The following is a 16,638-nucleotide window of genomic DNA, read 5'->3' as shown; positions in this document are numbered from 1 at the left end:
ATTCCGGGCCGCGACAAACGCGGCCCGAGGACGAGAGGATCAGTAACCGAGACCCTTCTTGGCTTCGTAGACGGCCTTCGGATCGTCAGCCTGCGTGTAGAGCTTCGATTCCGTCTGGATCCACTTCGGTGGAACGGTGCCCTTGTCCTTGAAGGCTTCAATCGCGTCGAAGGCCGGGCCGGCCATGTTCGGCGTCAGCTCGACGGTCGCATTGGCTTCGCCGTTCGCCATGGCCTGAAAGATATCCGGTACGGAGTCGATCGACACGATCTTGATTTCCGTACCCGGCTTTAAACCAGCTTCCTTGATTGCTTGAATGGCGCCGACAGCCATGTCGTCATTATGGGCATAGACGGCGCAGATATTCTTGCCGCCGCCTTCGGCCTTGATGAAGCTTTCCATGACTTCCTTGCCCTTTGTGCGGGTGAAGTCACCCGTCTGCGAGCGGGAAATCTTGATGTTGTCATGACCCTTGATGGCGTCTTCAAAACCCTTCTTGCGGTTGATGGCGGGCGAGGAACCGGTGGTGCCCTGAAGCTCGACCACATTGCACGGCTTGTCGCCCACATCCTTCACCAGCCAGTCACCGGCCACCTTGCCTTCATGAACCTGATCGGAGGTTACGGCGGTCAGATAAAGGTCTTCCGGAGAATCGATCTGGCGGTCGAGCAGGACGACCGGAATTTCGGCTTCCTTGGCTTCCTTCAGAACGGCGTCCCAACCTGTGGAGACCACGGGTGCGATCAGGATTGCATCAACCCCTTGAGCGATGAAGCCACGAACGGCCTTGATCTGGTTTTCCTGCTTCTGCTGTGCATCGGCGAACTTGAGCGTATAGCCGCGTTTTTCGGCTTCCTGCTTGGTCAGGGCCGTTTCTGCAGCACGCCAGCCCGATTCCGAACCGATCTGCGAAAAGCCAACCGTCAGCGATGCAGCAGATGCGCTCGAAATCAGGGCAAAAGAAAATGCGGCCGTCAGGGCCGTCAATGTGCGTTTCATGATGGTTCCTCCCAATAAGGCCCTCCCGGCCTTCGCATTTATGAAGCATATAATATTACTTTATGGCAAGCGCCTTTCGACGTTTCCCAATAAAATGCCGGTGCGACAAACGCGCAATATTGCTATTTATATATATAAAACAAAGGCTTGTATTCGTGCGGGAGGGGCAGGGCTCGCGAACTGCCCCGGTGGGGGCGTCTGCTTGCTTGACAAAGCGGGTTACGGCAAAATAGTCATATTAATAACACGAACCGTAAATTGGCGTCTTATGGCGTTTCTCAAGCGGTCGGGGTGAATTCCGCAACGGGTATGCGGAAAATGGGAGGTTTAATGTTGCGTCTGGTCCAGTTCCGCGATGAAAGCGGAGAAATGCGTGTGGCTGCCTGCAGTGAGGAGGGAGCGGCGCATGTCGTCAAGGGCGTAGCAACGACCTATGAGCTAGCCTCGGCAGCCATTGCAGCGGGTATCAGCCTTGAGGAACAAGTCGTACGCAGCGGCAAGGGCGAAGCCGTCGATATAGACGCTGCCCTGGCGGCTGGTCGCGTCGGTCTGCCCATCACCCATGCCGATCCGGCGCATCTGATCGTTGCTGGCACGGGCCTCACACATCTTGGCTCTGCCGACGGTCGCGACAAGATGCATAAGGCCGCGCAGTCTGCTGAAAAGCCGACCGACTCCATGCGCATGTTCCTGATGGGTGTCGAAGGCGGCAAACCGAAGCCGGGCGAAACCGGCGTGCAGCCGGAATGGTTCTACAAGGGTGACGGTTCGGCGCTGGTGGCAACCGGCGGCGAACTGGTTTCGCCTTCCTTTGCCGAGGATGGTGGCGAAGAGCCGGAGCTGGCAGGCATCTACCTGATTGGCCCGGATGGTACGCCGTTCCGGCTTGGCTTCTGCCTTGCCAATGAATTTTCCGACCATGTGACCGAGAAGCAGAACTATCTCTGGCTTGCCCATTCCAAGCTGCGTCAGGCCGCGTTGGGGCCGGAACTATATGTGGGGGCGTTGCCTGACCATGTGGAGGGCGTTTCGCGCATTCGTCGCGGCGATCAGGTGATCTTCGAAAAGCCGTTCCTTTCGGGCGAAGCGAACATGTCGCACACGATTGCCAATCTGGAACACCATCATTTCAAATATGGGCTGTTCCGCCGTCCGGGCGATATTCATGTCCATTTCTTCGGCACCGCAACCTTGTCGTTTTCGGAGGGCGTTAAGACGGAAGCTGGCGACCAGTTCGAGATTTCCGCCAAGCCGTTCCGTTATCCGCTGGTCAACAGGCTGTCTCAGGCGGCAGCCGAAAACCTTGTCGTGAAGGCGCTCTGAAATGGCGGCGGATTCGAATATCGCTCTTGCAATCGTCGGTCTGGGCAAGATCGCGCGTGACCAGCATCTGCCATCGATTGAAGCCGTCGATGGCATTGAGCTGAAAGCCATTGCCAGTCGCAATGCCGGGCTGGACGGCCTGCCGTCTTTTCACGACATCGATGAGCTGCTGGGCAGCGACGTTGCCATTGACGCGGTGTCGCTTTGCACACCGCCGCAAGGGCGCTTTAGCCAGGCCTACGCAGCCTTGAAGGCGCGCAAGCATGTGATGCTGGAGAAGCCTCCGGGTGCAACCATTTCGGAAGTGCAGGCGCTGACGCGTTTTGCTGAAAAGCAGGGCGTTACGCTTTATGCGACATGGCATTCGCGCGAAGCCGCGGCCGTTGAACCTGCCCGCGAATTTCTGAAAGGCGCTGCAATCAAGTCTGTTGCCGTGTCGTGGAAAGAGGATGTGCGCCACTGGCATCCCGGCCAGCAATGGATCTGGGAGCCGGGTGGTCTCGGTGTGTTCGACCCAGGCATTAATGCGCTTTCCATCGTCACGCATATTTTGCCGGAGCGCTTCTTTCTCACGCAATCCGATCTTTATTTTCCCGAAAACCGTGCGGCACCCATCGCAGCCGATCTCAAGTTTCAGACGGAAAGCGGCATACCGGTTTCGTTCGAACTCGACTGGCGCCAGACGGGTCCGCAGACATGGGATATTCGTGTTGAGACCGATAAAGGAACGCTGCTTCTCAGCCATGGCGGTAGCCGCCTGACCATCGCAGGCGTGGAGAAAATGGCCGAGCCGGACCGCGAATATCAACGACTTTACAAGCGTTTCGTGCAATTGATCGGCGCGGGGCGTTCGGATGTTGATCTCGCTCCACTGACCCATGTGGCCGATGCGTTTCTGCTCGGAAAGCGGCATGTCGTCGAAGCTTTTGAAGATTAGGAATCGAGGTTGTCGTAACGCGGCCTCTCACCCACGCAGGACAATGAAATGAACAAGCCCGTCTCTCCGAAAACGCCAAAGCTCCGCTCGCGCGCCTGGTTCGACAATCCTGATAATGTCGATATGACGGCGCTCTATCTGGAGCGCTACATGAATTATGGCCTGAGCCAGGAAGAGCTGCAGTCCGGTCGTCCGATCATCGGCATCGCGCAGACGGGCTCCGACCTCTCACCTTGCAACCGTCATCATCTGGAGCTGGCCAAGCGCGTGCGCGAAGGTGTTCGCGAGGCGGGCGGCATTGTCATTGAATTTCCGGTTCATCCAATTCAGGAAACCGGCAAGCGCCCGACCGCTGGTCTGGACCGCAACCTTGCCTATCTCGGCCTCGTGGAAGTGCTTTACGGCTATCCGCTCGATGGCGTCGTGCTGACAATCGGTTGTGACAAGACCACGCCTGCCTGCCTGATGGCAGCTGCAACCGTCAATATTCCGGCGATTGCGCTGTCGGTGGGTCCGATGCTCAATGGCTGGTTCCGTGGCGAACGCACAGGTTCCGGCACCATCGTCTGGAAGGCGCGCGAGCTGCTTGCCAAGGGCGAAATCGACTATCAGGGCTTCGTCAAGCTCGTTGCTTCCTCGGCTCCATCGACGGGCTATTGCAATACGATGGGCACGGCCACGACGATGAATTCGCTCGCCGAAGCGCTCGGCATGCAGCTTCCGGGCTCCGCCGCCATTCCGGCGCCTTATCGCGACCGTCAGGAAATTTCTTATCTATCGGGACGCCGCATCGTTGAAATGGTGCATGAGGATTTGAAGCCGTCGGACATTCTGACCAAGGATGCCTTCGTCAATGCCATCCGCGTCAATTCCGCTATTGGCGGTTCGACCAATGCGCCGATCCATCTGAACGCTCTGGCCCGTCATGTCGGCGTGGAGCTGACGGTCGATGACTGGCAGAAATATGGTGAGGAAATTCCGCTTCTGGTCAATCTGCAGCCTGCCGGTGAATATCTTGGTGAAGATTACTACCATGCGGGCGGTGTGCCAGCCGTCGTCAATCAGCTGATGGGGCAGGGCCTCATCAATGAAGATGCGCTGACCGTCAATGGCAAGACCATCGGCGAGAATTGCAAGAACGCGACCATCGAAGACGGCAATGTCATCAAGACCTACGATCAGCCGCTGAAGAAGCATGCCGGATTCCGCGTGCTGCGCGGCAATCTGTTTTCGTCGGCGATCATGAAGCTCAGCGTGATTTCGGACGAGTTCCGCAATCGCTACCTGTCCGACGACAAGGACCCGAATGCATTCGAGGGTAAGGCGGTCGTATTCGATGGGCCGGAAGATTATCATCACCGCATCGACGATCCGGCACTGGAAATCGACGAGAATACGGTGCTGTTCATGCGTGGCGCTGGCCCCATCGGTTATCCAGGTGCGGCGGAAGTCGTCAACATGCGCGCGCCGAATTACCTTCTGAAAAAGGGTATCAGCTCACTGCCATGCATCGGCGACGGTCGCCAGTCGGGCACGTCGGGTTCGCCGTCGATCCTCAATGCCTCCCCGGAAGCTGCTGCTGGCGGCGGTCTGGCTATTCTGAGGACCGGTGACCGCGTGCGTATCGATCTTGGTCGCGGCAGCGCTGACATTCTGATCTCTGACGAAGAACTGGCGGAGCGTCGCAAGGCTCTGGAAGCTGCCGGTGGCTACAAATATCCGGAAAGCCAGACACCATGGCAGGAAATCCAGCGCGCCGTTGTCGGCCAGATGGAAACCGGTGCAGTTCTCGAAAACGCGGTCAAGTATCAGGATATCGCGCATACGCGTGGCCTGCCGCGAGATAACCACTAAGGTTCCCCGGATGGCTCTCGATAAAAAGCCATTTGCGGCAGTTGCGGACTGGGGCACCACCCGGTTTCGCCTCTGGACGCTGGATGTCGATGGCAATGTGCTGGGCGAAAGCCGTGGCGATGACGGTCTGCTGCAGGCAAAGGAAGCCGGTTTCGAGCCAACGCTCGAACGGCACCTTGCTTCTGTCGGCGCGCCGGACGATCTGCCGGTGGTGATCTGCGGCATGGCCGGTTCGCGGACCGGCTGGATCGAAGCGCCCTATATGAGCTTGCCCGCCGGGTTGGATGGCATCGTGAAGGCTGCGGTGCGCGTGCCCGCGCGCCGTCACGTCATCATGTTGCCGGGCGTCGCGCGTCGGGACGAAACGGCACCCGATGTTATGCGTGGCGAGGAGACAAAACTGCTCGGTCTTGTGCACGGCGGCACGCATGATGCTGTTGTCGTCATGCCCGGCACCCATGCCAAATGGGTGCGGATTGCTGAGGGCGGCCTTGCCGATTACCGAACCTTCATGACCGGCGAAATGTTCGCTCTTTTGAAGGAGATGTCGGTGCTGGCCGGGGCGTTGGAAGGTGCTGCTGCGGTCGATCCGAATGGTGTGGCTTTCGCTGCGGGCGTCAGGGCGTCGCTCGAAAACCCGGCACTGATTTCCAACGCGCTATTTTCCATTCGCGCAGGCTGGCTCGTCCATGATCACAAGCCGACCGACCAGCTGGCTCGTTTGTCGGGCTTGTTGATCGGGCTGGAAGTGGCAGGCGGGCGCACGCTTTATGGCAAACCCGAAGAAGTGCTGCTCCTTTCAGACGACACTATGGGCGCGCTCTATGCCAGCGCGCTTGAAATCGCCGGGCTGACAGTCAGGCGCGTTGCAGCCGATGAGCTGGTGCGAGACGGTCTGTTCATGGCTGCAAAACACGCCTTCGAAGGAGCTGCGCAATGAGCGACCGCATCGCATGGCCAAAGCTGCGCTATCCGCTGGTCGCGATCCTGCGCGGCATTCGCCCGGAAGAAACGGAAGCAATCGTCGGAGCGCTGATCGAGACGGGTTTCGAGGCGATTGAAATTCCGCTCAATTCGCCGGAGCCTTTCGTCTCGATTGAGAAGGCGGCGAAGCTTGCGCCTGCGGGCGTGCTGATCGGGGCCGGGACGGTATTGAGCGTCGAAGATGTGGACCGTCTTAACGATGTTGGCGGCAGACTTCTTGTCAGCCCGAATGTCGAGCCGGATGTCATTCGCCGCGCGGGACAGCACGGCATGGTGACGATGCCCGGCGTTTTCACGCCGACGGAAGCCTTTTCGGCGATCCGTGCAGGCGCATCGGCGCTGAAATTCTTTCCGGCCAGCGTACTCGGCGCGGACGGTATCAAGGCGATATCCGCCGTCTTGCCGAAGGATATTCCGGTCGGCGCCGTGGGCGGTGTTTCCGAGGCTGATTTTGCGACCTATCGGGCAGCGGGAGTGAGCTGCTTCGGACTCGGTTCCAGTCTTTACAAAGCCGGACTGACGGTTGCTGAGGTTCGCGAACGCGCCGAGCGCGCGGTTGCGGCATGGGACAAGATCGCGGGCTGACGGCCCTTTGAGAACTTGTTCCGGAGGAATTCCGCATGGCCGGAAGGCGGGGGCGGAAATTTTGGGAGAACGACAGGCGGAAAAGCCTGTCCCAATTTGGGAGTGAGACAATGGCAGGCATGAAATCTCTAACATTGGCAGTCGCGATGGCCGCGCTTGCCTTTAGCGGTCTGGCGCATGCGGAAGACAAGGGTCTTGTCGCCGTCGCCATGCCCACGAAGTCTTCGGCACGCTGGATTGCCGATGGCGACAACATGGTCAAGGTGCTGAAAGAACGCGGCTACCAGACCGATCTTCAGTATGCTGAAGACGACGTACCTAACCAGCTGGCGCAGATCGAGAACATGGTGACCAAGGGCGCCAAGGTTCTCGTCGTTGCATCCATCGACGGCACGACGCTTTCCGATGTTCTGGCCAAGGCCCACGATGCGGGTATCAAGGTCATCGCCTATGATCGCCTGATCCGCGATACGCCGAATGTCGATTACTATGCGACCTTCGACAATTTCCAGGTCGGCGTGCTGCAGGCCCAGTCCATCGAAACCGCGCTGGACCTCAAGAACAAGCCGGGTCCGTTCAATGTCGAGCTTTTCGGCGGTTCGCCGGACGATAACAACGCCTACTTCTTCTACAACGGCGCGATGTCCGTTCTGCAGCCTTATATCGATAGCGGCAAGGTCGTTATCGGCAGCGGCCAGACCGGCATGGACAAGGTTGCAACGCTGCGCTGGGACGGTGCAACTGCTCAGGCCCGCATGGACTCGATCCTTTCGGCCTATTATTCCGACAAGAAGCTCGATGCAGTCCTGTCGCCTTATGACGGCATCTCCATCGGTATCCTGTCGTCCCTCAAGGGTGTAGGCTATGGCAGCGGCGACATGCCAATGCCGGTCGTTTCCGGTCAGGATGCGGAAGTGCCTTCGGTGAAGTCGATCCTCGCTGGCGAACAGAACTCGACCATCTTCAAGGATACGCGCGAACTCGCCAAGGTCACGGTCGATATGGTCGATGCGCTGATGACCGGCAAGGAGCCGGAAGTCAACGACACCAAGACCTATGACAATGGCGTCAAGGTCGTGCCGTCCTATCTGCTCAAGCCGGTGATCGTCGACAAGTCGAACTGGAAGCAGGTTCTGGTCGATAGCGGTTACTACAAGGAAGACCAGATTCAGTAATGCGGTTTTGGGCGTATCGGAGGATATGCCCGTAACCTTTCTGCATGCCATTGCCCCAAATCCCCAGCCTTTCGGCTGGGGTAGGCTCGACGATTGACAGCGTTGTCTTTTCGTTGAGGGCAATGGCAGAGCAGATTTGTAATGGGAGCGAGCGATGAATGTAGCCAATCCTGTCCTGCGCGAGCAGTCTGACGGTAAGCCGGAAATCGCCGGCAAGCCGCTTCTGGAAATGCGCGGCATCAGCAAGTCTTTCGGCGTCGTCAAAGCGCTGAGCGATGTCAATTTCACGGTCATGCCGGGCGAGATTCATGCCTTTGTCGGCGAGAATGGAGCAGGCAAGTCGACCTTGATGAAGGTGCTGTCGGGTGTGTATCCGCATGGCAGCTACGAGGGGTCGATCTTCTTCGACGGCGAAGAGCGGCAGTTTCGCGACATCAACGATTCCGAAGCGCTTGGCATTGTCATCATCCATCAGGAGCTGGCGCTCATACCGCTCATGACGATTGCCGAGAACATTTTCCTCGTCAATCCACCGGCAAGCTATGGCGTCATCGACCGCAGTACGGTGCACAAGCGTACCCGCGAGCTTTTGCAGAAGGTTGGCCTGTCGGAATCGCCCGATACGCTTGTCACCGATATTGGTGTCGGCAAGCAGCAGCTTGTCGAAATTGCCAAGGCATTGTCGAAGCGCGTGCGGCTTCTGATCCTCGACGAACCGACCGCAAGCCTCAACGAGACGGACAGCGCGGCATTGCTGGCGCTTCTGCGTGAGTTTCGTGCTCAAGGCATCACCTCGATCCTCATTTCGCACAAGCTCAATGAAATCCGCGAAGTTGCCGACAAGATCACGGTGCTGCGCGATGGCAAGGCAGTGGCGACGCTCGACTGCAATGCGGGCGAGGTCGAGGAAGACGATATTATCCGCAAGATGGTCGACCGCGATCTGGAAAGCCGCTACCCGAAGCGCGATCCGAAAATCGGTGAGGTGATTTTCGAAGTCGACAACTGGTCAGTGCATCACCCGCTGCATCCGGAGCGGCACTCGGTCAAGAACGTGTCGTTCAAGGTGAGGGCAGGCGAAATCGTCGGCATTGCCGGGTTGATGGGGGCGGGACGCACAGAATTCGCCATGAGCCTGTTCGGGCGTTCATGGGGCACGAATATCAGCGGTGAGGCGCGTATCAACGGCAACAATGCCGATATTTCCACTGTGGCGCGGGCCATCAAAGCGGGGCTTGCCTATGTAACCGAGGATCGCAAGAAGCTCGGCCTGGTCTTAGGCGAAAATATTTCGCGCAACATTTCTCTTGCGCATTTACGCGGCGTCAGCCCGAAAGGCATCATCGACGATATTCGCGAAATGAAGATCGCGAATTCTTATCGCGAACAGATGAGCATTCGCTGCCACAATGTCTATCAGGAGACAGGCACGCTTTCGGGCGGTAACCAGCAGAAGGTGGTGCTGTCCAAATGGCTCTTCACCGGACCCGACGTGCTGATCCTCGATGAACCGACGCGCGGCATCGATGTCGGCGCGAAATATGACATCTACACAATCATCAATTCACTGGCGGATAGCGGCAAGGGCGTGGTCGTCATTTCTTCGGAAATGCCGGAGCTGATCGGCATCTGCGACCGCATCGTCGTCATGCATGAAGGTGCCTTCGTCGGCGAAGTCGCTGGCGAGGAAGCAACGCAGGAAAACATCATGCGCGCCATCATGCGGAACAAGGGAAAACGGCCATGAGCGAGAATATCATCGGAAGAAGTGGATCGAAAGCTCCGGCGAGCAGCGTGGGGCGTTATCTCAAGAACAATCTGCGCGAATCCGGCATGCTGATCTCGCTGGTCGCGATCATGATCTTTTTCCAGATCGTGACTGGCGGTGTGCTGATGAAGCCGCTGAACCTCACCAATCTGGTTCTGCAGAACAGCTATATCGTCATCATGGCGCTTGGTATGCTGCTTATCATCGTCACCGGGCACATCGACCTTTCGGTCGGCTCGGTCTGTGGCTTTATCGGTGCGCTCGCGGCTGTGATGATGGTTAAATGGGGCGTGCCGTTTCCCATTGCAGCCATTCTCTGCCTGCTGGCCGGGGGCATTATCGGCGCAATGCAGGGCTTTTGGGTCGCCTATTTCAATATTCCGTCCTTTATCGTCACGCTGGCTGGCATGCTGGTCTTCAAGGGGCTGATGCTTGCCGTGCTAGGCGGCCAGTCGGTCGGGCCGTTTCCGGTCGTGTTCCAGAAACTATCGTCCGGCTTTATTCCGGAAATCATCGGCACGACGGGTGGCGTCTATCTGACATCGCTCATCATCGGCGTGCTACTGGCCGGTTTCATGATCTGGCAGAATGTGAAATCGCGTCAGCGTCATATCGCGCATGAAGTGGAAACCGAGCCTTTTGGCCTTTTCGTCATCAAGAACATCCTGTTCTTTTCGGCGATTGCCTATTTGTCGTTGCTGATTTCAATGCATCGCGGATTGCCGAACGTCCTCATTATCATGGCTGTTCTGATTGCGGCCTATGCGTTCCTCACCAATCGAACCGTGCTCGGGCGGCAGATTTATGCGGTGGGTGGGAACCGGCATGCGGCCAAGCTTTCGGGCGTGAAGACCGAACGGCTGACATTTCTGGCTTTCGTCAATATGGGTGTGCTGGCGGCGCTTGCTGGCCTGGTCTTTGCGGCGCGCCTTAACACGGCAACGCCCAAGGCCGGTATCGGCTTCGAGCTGGACGTGATCGCGGCCTGCTTCATCGGTGGTGCTTCCGCCTATGGCGGTGTGGGCCGTGTGACGGGTGCTGTGATTGGCGCGCTCATCATGGGCGTGATGAACAACGGCATGTCGATCCTCGGCATCGGCATCGACTATCAGCAGGTCATCAAGGGGATCGTGCTGCTGGGGGCTGTCTGCATCGACGTCTATAACCAGAAACGCTGATATTTCGGCTCTGGCGGCCTGCAAATGGCGTTGTTTTGCGCTTCCGGTGCTCACGTACCTTTAGTACGCTGCGCTCCGGCTCTCAAACTCCACCATTTTCGGCTCGCCATAACCAAAATCTTAGCCGCTTCACTGGCGTGCGGCAGTTCAGTTTTCAGATCGCCGTTCGGCGCGCGTGATCGAGATAGATTTCGCGCAGGCGCTGGGCAACTGGGCCCGGTTTCCCTGTGCCGATGGTCTTCTCGTCGATGACGGTGATCGGTGTGACGAATGTGCCTGCGCTGGTGAGGAAAGCTTCCTTTGCCGCATAGGCTTCATCAATGGTGAAGAGGCGCTCTTCCAGCTTCATGCCGGTCTCGGCGATCAGCTGCAGGAGCGAAAGCCGCGTGCAGCCGGGCAGGATGGAGTTGCTGTTCGGGCGCGTGACGACGACATCATCTTCGGTCACGATATAGGCGGTCGACGATGCGCCTTCGGTTACATAGCCGTCTTCAATCATCCACGCTTCATCGCAACCGGCGTTCTTGGCGATTTCCTTGGCAAGCGCTTGCGGCAGCAGACAGACCGTCTTGATGTCGCGGCGCTTCCAGCGCAGATCATCCAGCGAAAGCACGCGGGCACCGGTTTTCAGCGCAGGCTTGTCGAGCAGATTGGCTTCCTGCGTGAACAGGACAACCGAAGGCTTCATACCTTTCGCGGGCACGAAATCACGGTCGCGTCCGTCGCCGCGTGTCACCTGCAGATAGACCAGACCTTCAGTCAGATTGTTGCGGCGGATCAGCTCACGCTCGATGGCAACGATCTCGTCTTCGTTCATCGGCATCGGAATACCGATCTCGCCGGTCGAGCGTCGCAGGCGTCGCATATGCGGCTCGCTGTCGATGAGTTTGCCTTCGAGCACGGCAGTCACTTCGTAAATACCGTCGCCGAACAGGAAGCCACGGTCAAAGATGGAAATGCGCGCATCGCGGGCGGAAACATATTCGCCGTTGACATAGACGATGCGGTTTTCAAGTTCTTCTGCTGAAACGGCCATGATTGGATGTGTCCTGAAACGAAAAGACTGCGATCAAGTCGCAGTCTTTTCATAGGTCAGTCGGCTGCAATGGGAAACAGCTATTTTCAGGCAGCCTGCTTTGCTGCCGCAATGGCTTCGCTGCGGATTTCTTCCGTCAACTTCAGACGTAGTTCGGAGAATTCCGGGCTTGCCTTGACGTGGTAGGTGCGTGGATGCTCGATATCGACCGGCGTGATCGATTTGATCTTGCCCGGACGAGCCGTCATCGTAACCACGCGGGTTGCCATGAATATGGCTTCTTCAATGTCGTGGGTGACGAAGATGACTGTCTTGTGCTCCCGCTCCCAGATGCCGAGCAGCAGCTCCTGCATCAGTCCGCGGGTCTGGTTGTCGAGCGCGCCGAACGGCTCGTCGAGAAGTAGAATCTTTGGGTCGTTGGCGAGTGCGCGGGCAATCGCCGTACGCTGTTGCATGCCGCCCGAAAGCTGCTTTGGCCAGTGATCTTCAAAGCCGCGTAGTCCGACCTTGTCGATATAGCTGTCCACGATTTCACGCGCCTGCTTTTCCGGCACGCCTTTTTCGCGAAGCCCGAAGCCGACATTCTGCCGGATGGTGAGCCACGGAAACAGCGTGTAGGACTGGAACACCATACCGCGATCTGCACCCGGTCCGGTGACAGGGTTGCCCTCCAGCATCACGGTGCCGGTGGTGGGCTTGTCGAGACCGGCGATGATGCGAAGAAGCGTGGACTTGCCGCAGCCCGAGGGGCCGAGAACGGTCACGAAATCATTTTTCGGGATGACGAGGTCGGTCGGCTGCAATGCCAGTGTCGGCTTGCCGCCATGGACGCCCGGAAAGGTACGGCTCACGCCCTTGATGACAAGTTCCTGGTCGCTTTTGGTAACCATTATGCGAACCTCCATGCAAAGAGCCAGCGGTTGAAATATTTGAAGGCAAGGTCCGAGATCAGGCCGATGACGCCGATCACGATGATGCCGAAGATGATCTGGCCCGTGGCCATCAGTGCCTGAGAGTTGATGATCATGTAGCCGATGCCGGACGATGCGCCGATGAGTTCGGCCACGATCACATAGGTCCATGCCCAGCCGAGCACGAGGCGCAATGTTTCGGCAATGTCTGGCGCGCTGGCAGGCATGAGCACGCGGCGAATGATGCCGCTGTTCGACGCGCCGAGCGTGTAGGCTGCTTCGACAAGATCGCGACGCGTATTGGAGACCGTCACGGCGATCATGAGAATGATCTGGAACACCGCGCCGATGAAGATGACGAGCAACTTCTGTGTTTCACCAATGCCTGACCAGAGGATCAACAGCGGAACGAACGCCGAAGCGGGAAGATAGCGCGCAAAAGAGACGAAGGGCTCCAGCAGCGCTTCAATCGGCTTGTATGCGCCCATGGCGATGCCGAGCGGAATGGCAACGACGCTTGCCAGTACGAAGCCGCCAAGCACGCGCCAGACAGTCATTCCGATATCGGACATAAAGCCTTGATTGGCGATAAGATCCCAGCCGTCCTTCACCATGGTGATGGGATCGGCAAGAAAAGTCGGAGAAACGAAGCCGCCCAGAGTGGCTATACCCCAGAACACAAAGAAGAGAATGAAGAATAGAATGCCCAGTAATATCCGGGTCTGACTGCCTATCGGCTGCAAGGGCTGCATATATTTTCCTGTTTAGTCGCGCATCCGCCGCACTCGACGGGCGGAAAATAAGGAAGCCCGGACGTGTCGTCCGGGCTTGCATATGAAGCGATGTTACTTGATGAAGCTTGTATCCACGATGTCATCGAGATTGGGCTTCGACTTGATCACACCCGCCTTCAGCAGAAGATCGGCGGCTTCGGTTGAAAACTCCTTGAATTCACCTTCAAAGAACTTCTGGTTGGCTGCCTTGTCCTGCCAGCGCAGATAGTCTGCCGACTTGCCGAAATCCTCGCCCGACTGCTTCACGTCCTTGCCCATGATTTCATAGGATTTCGCCTTGTCGGAAGCGATCATCTGCAGCGCTTCAAAGTAGCTGTCGGCAAGCGCTTTGGCGGCTTCGGGGTTCTTTTCAAGGAAATCGGGCGTGCAGCCGACCGTGTCCATGACCGCAGGATAATCGAGCGTGGTGGCAAGAATCTTGCCCTTGTCGTGTGCTGCGCGCACGGTGGAAAGATAAGGCTCGTAGGTCATGGCGGCATCGTTCTGGCCGGCCACGAAAGCCTGTGCAGCCGGTCCCGGCTCCATATTGACGACCTTGACGTCCTTGGTCGTCATACCGTTTTTGGCGAGCATGAAGGCGAGAAGGAAATAGGGTGACGTACCCGGAGCAGAAGCGGCAACCGTCTTGCCCTTCAGATCGGCGAAGGAATTCACATCGGCGCGCACCGCAATACCATCGGCACCGTAGGACTTGTCCATCTGGAATATCTGCTTGGTCTTCACGCCAGCCGCGTTCCAGACAATCCATGTTTCAACGGTGGTGGCCGCGCACTGGATATCACCGGAAGCGAGGGCCAGATGGCGGCTTGCCTGCGGGATTTTGGTCAGTGTGACGTCGAGGCCATTCTTCTTGAAAATTCCGGCTTCCTTGGCAAGCGTCAGCGGAGCAAAGCCGGTCCAGCCGGAAAAGCCAAGGGAAACGGCAGTTTCAGCGTGCGCCGCAGACGTTAACGTGAAAGCTGCTAGTGCCGCCCCGGCAAGCAATGATTTCTTCATGTGTAGTACCCCTTTTATAGTGAGACTTTTTTGTCTCTTACTCCTGTCAAATTAACAGGACCGTATCGTCTGTCCAGAGAGTTCGTTGCGGTTCTTTGAATACTTCATTCTCGATGGAATAGTCGTAAACTACTGATCAGATTGGGCTAATCGAAATCAGGTAAGCTGCTCCCTTCCCCTTTAGTTCAAGAGGCAAGGCGTCGCAGTTTGTGGCGACCGCGCAATCATGCTGCTCAAGTTTTGTCGTTTTCGCCGCGAGTGTCAGATCGATCTGACCTTCGGCACAGAAAAGAAGAACCAGATTGCCATTGGCCTGGGTGAGCGTGGTGCCGTTGACGGGCAGGCGCCGGACCATATGGGCAAACCGTCCGCGCCGGGTCATCACATTGAGGTCTGTAATGGCCGATCCGATCAGCCGCGCGCTGGATTGAGCATCCGCAGCGAAGAACAGCGGTACGCTTTCGCAGGTGAGGGTGCTCTGCTGTCCTTCGACATCGAGCAAGATGCCGTCTCCTTCCAGCACCGACAATGTGCGGTCGATGCCGGGAAAGATGGAAAACGGGCCATCGCTGGCGACGGTCGCCATGGAAATGCGCCAGTCGAAATTATCGACTGACGCTCCTTCCGGATGGATGGCGATTTCGACCGTAACGCCGCCGCCATTTTTCCATGGCATGTGGCGATGATTTTCGGCCTTGAGAATTTCGACCATCAACCGAGCCATCCATTGGATGCTGCCCAGAAGGCAATTGGTGCCGTTAGCAGGATGCTGAGTGCCGTGCGGATATACCAGATAACGATCAGGTCCCGGAACTTGAGCGGGATCGAGGTGGCAAGGACGCAAGGGATTGAGGCCGACAGGAAGAGAACCTGGCTGACCGAGACAACGGCGGCGACGAACTTCAGAACGACATCGGCGTCCTTCAAGAGGATGGCTGGCAGGAACATTTCTGCAAGGCCGGATGCCATGGATTTTGCGGCAAGCATCGGATCGGCCAGTTGCGCAAGCCATGTAAATGGATAGAGCGCCAGACCGAGAAGGTCGAAGATCGGCGTATATTTGGACGCGAGCAGGCCGAGAAGCCCGACCGCCATGATGCTGGGCAGGATCATGGCTGCCATGCGCAGGCCATCAAGGAACGTCGCCCCGAGAAGCGGCAGAAGCTTGGGGGCATTTTGTGCCTGCTGGATGCCGGTGTCGATTGCCGTTTGAATACGGCCTTTGCCTTCGGGCAATGGGGTGTCGCGGTCGCCCGGATGATCCATGCGGCTCAATGGCCAGATGCGTGCGGTGATCGCGGAGACAATGAAAGTCACGAAGAAAGTGGTCCAGAAATAGAGGTTCCACGCGTCCATAAGGCCCAGCGTCTTTGCGACGATGATCATGAAGGTGGCTGATACCGTGGAAAAGCCGGTGGCGACGATCGCCGCTTCGCGGGCGGTGTATTTGCCTTCCTTATAAACGCGATCGGTGATGAGAAGTGCCAGCGAATAGCTGCCGACGAACGATGCCACGGCATCGATGGCCGACCATCCCGGCGTGCGCCAGATCGGACGCATGACTGGTTGTACGATGACGCCGGTAAATTCGAGCAGGCCATAGCCAATCAGGAAAGCCAGTGCCAGTGCACCGATCGGCACGATCAGGCCGACCGACAATACGAGCTTGTCGAACAGGAACGGCAGCATATCGGGCGTGAAAAGTGCAGCCGGACCGATATTGGCAAGATACATGGCAGTCGCGATGAGGCCGAGCAGACGCAGAACCGAGAAAATTCTTTCGGTTACATTCTTTTTCCACGTGCCTGTTACGAAAGGTGCAAAGGCTCCATAAGCGATAAGCAAGCAGACGAAAACGAGAGCGGCAGGGCGAAGCTGCGTGGCAATCGCGGTCGCTGCGTGGTCGAGCAGGATGGTCGATTTACCGCCAATGGTGACGGGCACGAAAAAGAAAAATATGCCTATGAAGCTGTATATGACCAGTTTCAAAGCCGCCGATCCACGAGAGGGCTCATTACGGCCAAGCGCTACGTCTGTCATCGTTATTCCCCAGTATTTACGTATTATCCAGCTATGAAAAAGGCGGCCCCCGGAAGGA

At 57.5% G+C, this 16,638-nt stretch carries 15 protein-coding genes; 8 read left to right on the top strand and 7 right to left on the bottom strand.

Annotated elements, in window-relative coordinates:
- Positions 1–39: 39 nt before the first annotated feature.
- Positions 40–999 carry a galactofuranose ABC transporter, galactofuranose-binding protein YtfQ gene (gene ytfQ, locus CES86_RS07345; protein ID WP_010659486.1) on the bottom strand — a complete coding sequence of 320 codons (960 nt, stop codon included), beginning with the start codon at positions 997–999 and terminating at the stop codon, positions 40–42.
- Between the two features lie 330 nt (positions 1,000–1,329).
- Between ytfQ and araD1 the strand changes: the two genes are divergently transcribed.
- From araD1 to mmsB, 8 genes are all read left to right on the top strand, one after another.
- Positions 1,330–2,322, top strand: coding sequence for an AraD1 family protein (gene araD1 / locus CES86_RS07335; RefSeq protein WP_094514037.1), 993 nt, complete (start codon positions 1,330–1,332; stop codon positions 2,320–2,322).
- 1 nt (position 2,323) lies between these two features.
- On the top strand, positions 2,324–3,259 hold the full coding sequence (locus CES86_RS07330) for a Gfo/Idh/MocA family protein (RefSeq protein WP_094514036.1): 936 nt from the start codon (positions 2,324–2,326) through the stop codon (positions 3,257–3,259).
- A 48-nt stretch (positions 3,260–3,307) separates the two neighbouring features.
- Entirely contained in the window at positions 3,308–5,113 is a 1,806-nt protein-coding gene (locus tag CES86_RS07325) for an IlvD/Edd family dehydratase (protein ID WP_012091487.1), read from the top strand.
- Between the two features lie 10 nt (positions 5,114–5,123).
- Positions 5,124–6,053 carry a 2-dehydro-3-deoxygalactonokinase gene (locus tag CES86_RS07320; protein ID WP_094514034.1) on the top strand — a complete coding sequence of 310 codons (930 nt, stop codon included), beginning with the start codon at positions 5,124–5,126 and terminating at the stop codon, positions 6,051–6,053.
- Positions 6,050–6,682 carry a 2-dehydro-3-deoxy-6-phosphogalactonate aldolase gene (locus CES86_RS07315; protein WP_012091489.1) on the top strand — a complete coding sequence of 211 codons (633 nt, stop codon included), beginning with the start codon at positions 6,050–6,052 and terminating at the stop codon, positions 6,680–6,682. Before CES86_RS07320 ends, CES86_RS07315 begins: the two co-directional genes overlap by 4 nt.
- 110 nt (positions 6,683–6,792) lie before the next feature.
- Positions 6,793–7,857 (top strand): multiple monosaccharide ABC transporter substrate-binding protein, encoded by a 1,065-nt coding sequence (chvE, locus tag CES86_RS07310; RefSeq protein ID WP_010659493.1) that lies wholly within the window; start codon positions 6,793–6,795, stop codon positions 7,855–7,857.
- Between the two features lie 154 nt (positions 7,858–8,011).
- A complete protein-coding gene (gene mmsA / locus CES86_RS07305) occupies positions 8,012–9,604 on the top strand; it encodes a multiple monosaccharide ABC transporter ATP-binding protein (RefSeq protein ID WP_012091490.1) in 1,593 nt (530 codons plus the stop codon).
- Positions 9,601–10,803, top strand: coding sequence for a multiple monosaccharide ABC transporter permease (gene mmsB, locus CES86_RS07300; RefSeq protein WP_012091491.1), 1,203 nt, complete (start codon positions 9,601–9,603; stop codon positions 10,801–10,803). Before mmsA ends, mmsB begins: the two co-directional genes overlap by 4 nt.
- Before the next feature lie 154 nt (positions 10,804–10,957).
- Here mmsB and CES86_RS07295 read toward each other — a convergent pair whose 3' ends face one another.
- From CES86_RS07295 to CES86_RS07270, 6 genes are all read right to left on the bottom strand, one after another.
- The gene (locus CES86_RS07295; RefSeq protein WP_012091492.1) at positions 10,958–11,839 is read right to left on the bottom strand and encodes a D-amino-acid transaminase; all 882 of its coding nucleotides are present in this window, start codon (positions 11,837–11,839) and stop codon (positions 10,958–10,960) included.
- Positions 11,840–11,925: 86 nt separating this feature from the next.
- Positions 11,926–12,729, bottom strand: a complete 804-nt coding sequence (locus CES86_RS07290) for an ABC transporter ATP-binding protein (protein WP_012091493.1) — start codon at positions 12,727–12,729, stop codon at positions 11,926–11,928.
- On the bottom strand, positions 12,729–13,502 hold the full coding sequence (locus CES86_RS07285; protein WP_012091494.1) for an ABC transporter permease: 774 nt from the start codon (positions 13,500–13,502) through the stop codon (positions 12,729–12,731). The genes CES86_RS07290 and CES86_RS07285 overlap by 1 nt, the downstream gene beginning before the upstream one ends.
- Before the next feature lie 93 nt (positions 13,503–13,595).
- Positions 13,596–14,540: an ABC transporter substrate-binding protein gene (locus tag CES86_RS07280; protein WP_094514033.1), complete on the bottom strand. Its 945-nt coding sequence runs from the start codon at positions 14,538–14,540 to the stop codon at positions 13,596–13,598.
- Positions 14,541–14,676: 136 nt separating this feature from the next.
- The gene (locus tag CES86_RS07275) at positions 14,677–15,255 is read right to left on the bottom strand and encodes a HutD/Ves family protein (protein ID WP_094514105.1); all 579 of its coding nucleotides are present in this window, start codon (positions 15,253–15,255) and stop codon (positions 14,677–14,679) included.
- Positions 15,252–16,580, bottom strand: a complete 1,329-nt coding sequence (locus CES86_RS07270) for a YjiH family protein (protein ID WP_010659501.1) — start codon at positions 16,578–16,580, stop codon at positions 15,252–15,254. Before CES86_RS07270 ends, CES86_RS07275 begins: the two co-directional genes overlap by 4 nt.
- Positions 16,581–16,638: the final 58 nt, after the last annotated feature.

Source organism: Brucella lupini (assembly GCF_002252535.1).
GTDB classification, from domain to species: domain Bacteria; phylum Pseudomonadota; class Alphaproteobacteria; order Rhizobiales; family Rhizobiaceae; genus Brucella; species Brucella anthropi.
Note: the sequence above shows the minus strand (reverse complement) of the source record. Positions and strands in the feature narration are given on the sequence as shown.

Excerpts from the sequence above, each read along its gene's own strand:
- ytfQ (WP_010659486.1), bottom strand. The coding sequence starts at position 999 with ATGAAACGCACATTGACGGCCCTGACGGCCGCATTTTCTTTTGCCCTG.
- araD1 (WP_094514037.1), top strand. The coding sequence starts at position 1,330 with ATGTTGCGTCTGGTCCAGTTCCGCGATGAAAGCGGAGAAATGCGTGTG.
- CES86_RS07330 (WP_094514036.1), top strand. The coding sequence starts at position 2,324 with ATGGCGGCGGATTCGAATATCGCTCTTGCAATCGTCGGTCTGGGCAAG.
- CES86_RS07325 (WP_012091487.1), top strand. The coding sequence starts at position 3,308 with ATGAACAAGCCCGTCTCTCCGAAAACGCCAAAGCTCCGCTCGCGCGCC.
- CES86_RS07320 (WP_094514034.1), top strand. The coding sequence starts at position 5,124 with ATGGCTCTCGATAAAAAGCCATTTGCGGCAGTTGCGGACTGGGGCACC.
- CES86_RS07315 (WP_012091489.1), top strand. The coding sequence starts at position 6,050 with ATGAGCGACCGCATCGCATGGCCAAAGCTGCGCTATCCGCTGGTCGCG.
- chvE (WP_010659493.1), top strand. The coding sequence starts at position 6,793 with ATGGCAGGCATGAAATCTCTAACATTGGCAGTCGCGATGGCCGCGCTT.
- mmsA (WP_012091490.1), top strand. The coding sequence starts at position 8,012 with ATGAATGTAGCCAATCCTGTCCTGCGCGAGCAGTCTGACGGTAAGCCG.
- mmsB (WP_012091491.1), top strand. The coding sequence starts at position 9,601 with ATGAGCGAGAATATCATCGGAAGAAGTGGATCGAAAGCTCCGGCGAGC.
- CES86_RS07295 (WP_012091492.1), bottom strand. The coding sequence starts at position 11,839 with ATGGCCGTTTCAGCAGAAGAACTTGAAAACCGCATCGTCTATGTCAAC.
- CES86_RS07290 (WP_012091493.1), bottom strand. The coding sequence starts at position 12,729 with ATGGTTACCAAAAGCGACCAGGAACTTGTCATCAAGGGCGTGAGCCGT.
- CES86_RS07285 (WP_012091494.1), bottom strand. The coding sequence starts at position 13,502 with ATGCAGCCCTTGCAGCCGATAGGCAGTCAGACCCGGATATTACTGGGC.
- CES86_RS07280 (WP_094514033.1), bottom strand. The coding sequence starts at position 14,540 with ATGAAGAAATCATTGCTTGCCGGGGCGGCACTAGCAGCTTTCACGTTA.
- CES86_RS07270 (WP_010659501.1), bottom strand. The coding sequence starts at position 16,580 with ATGACAGACGTAGCGCTTGGCCGTAATGAGCCCTCTCGTGGATCGGCG.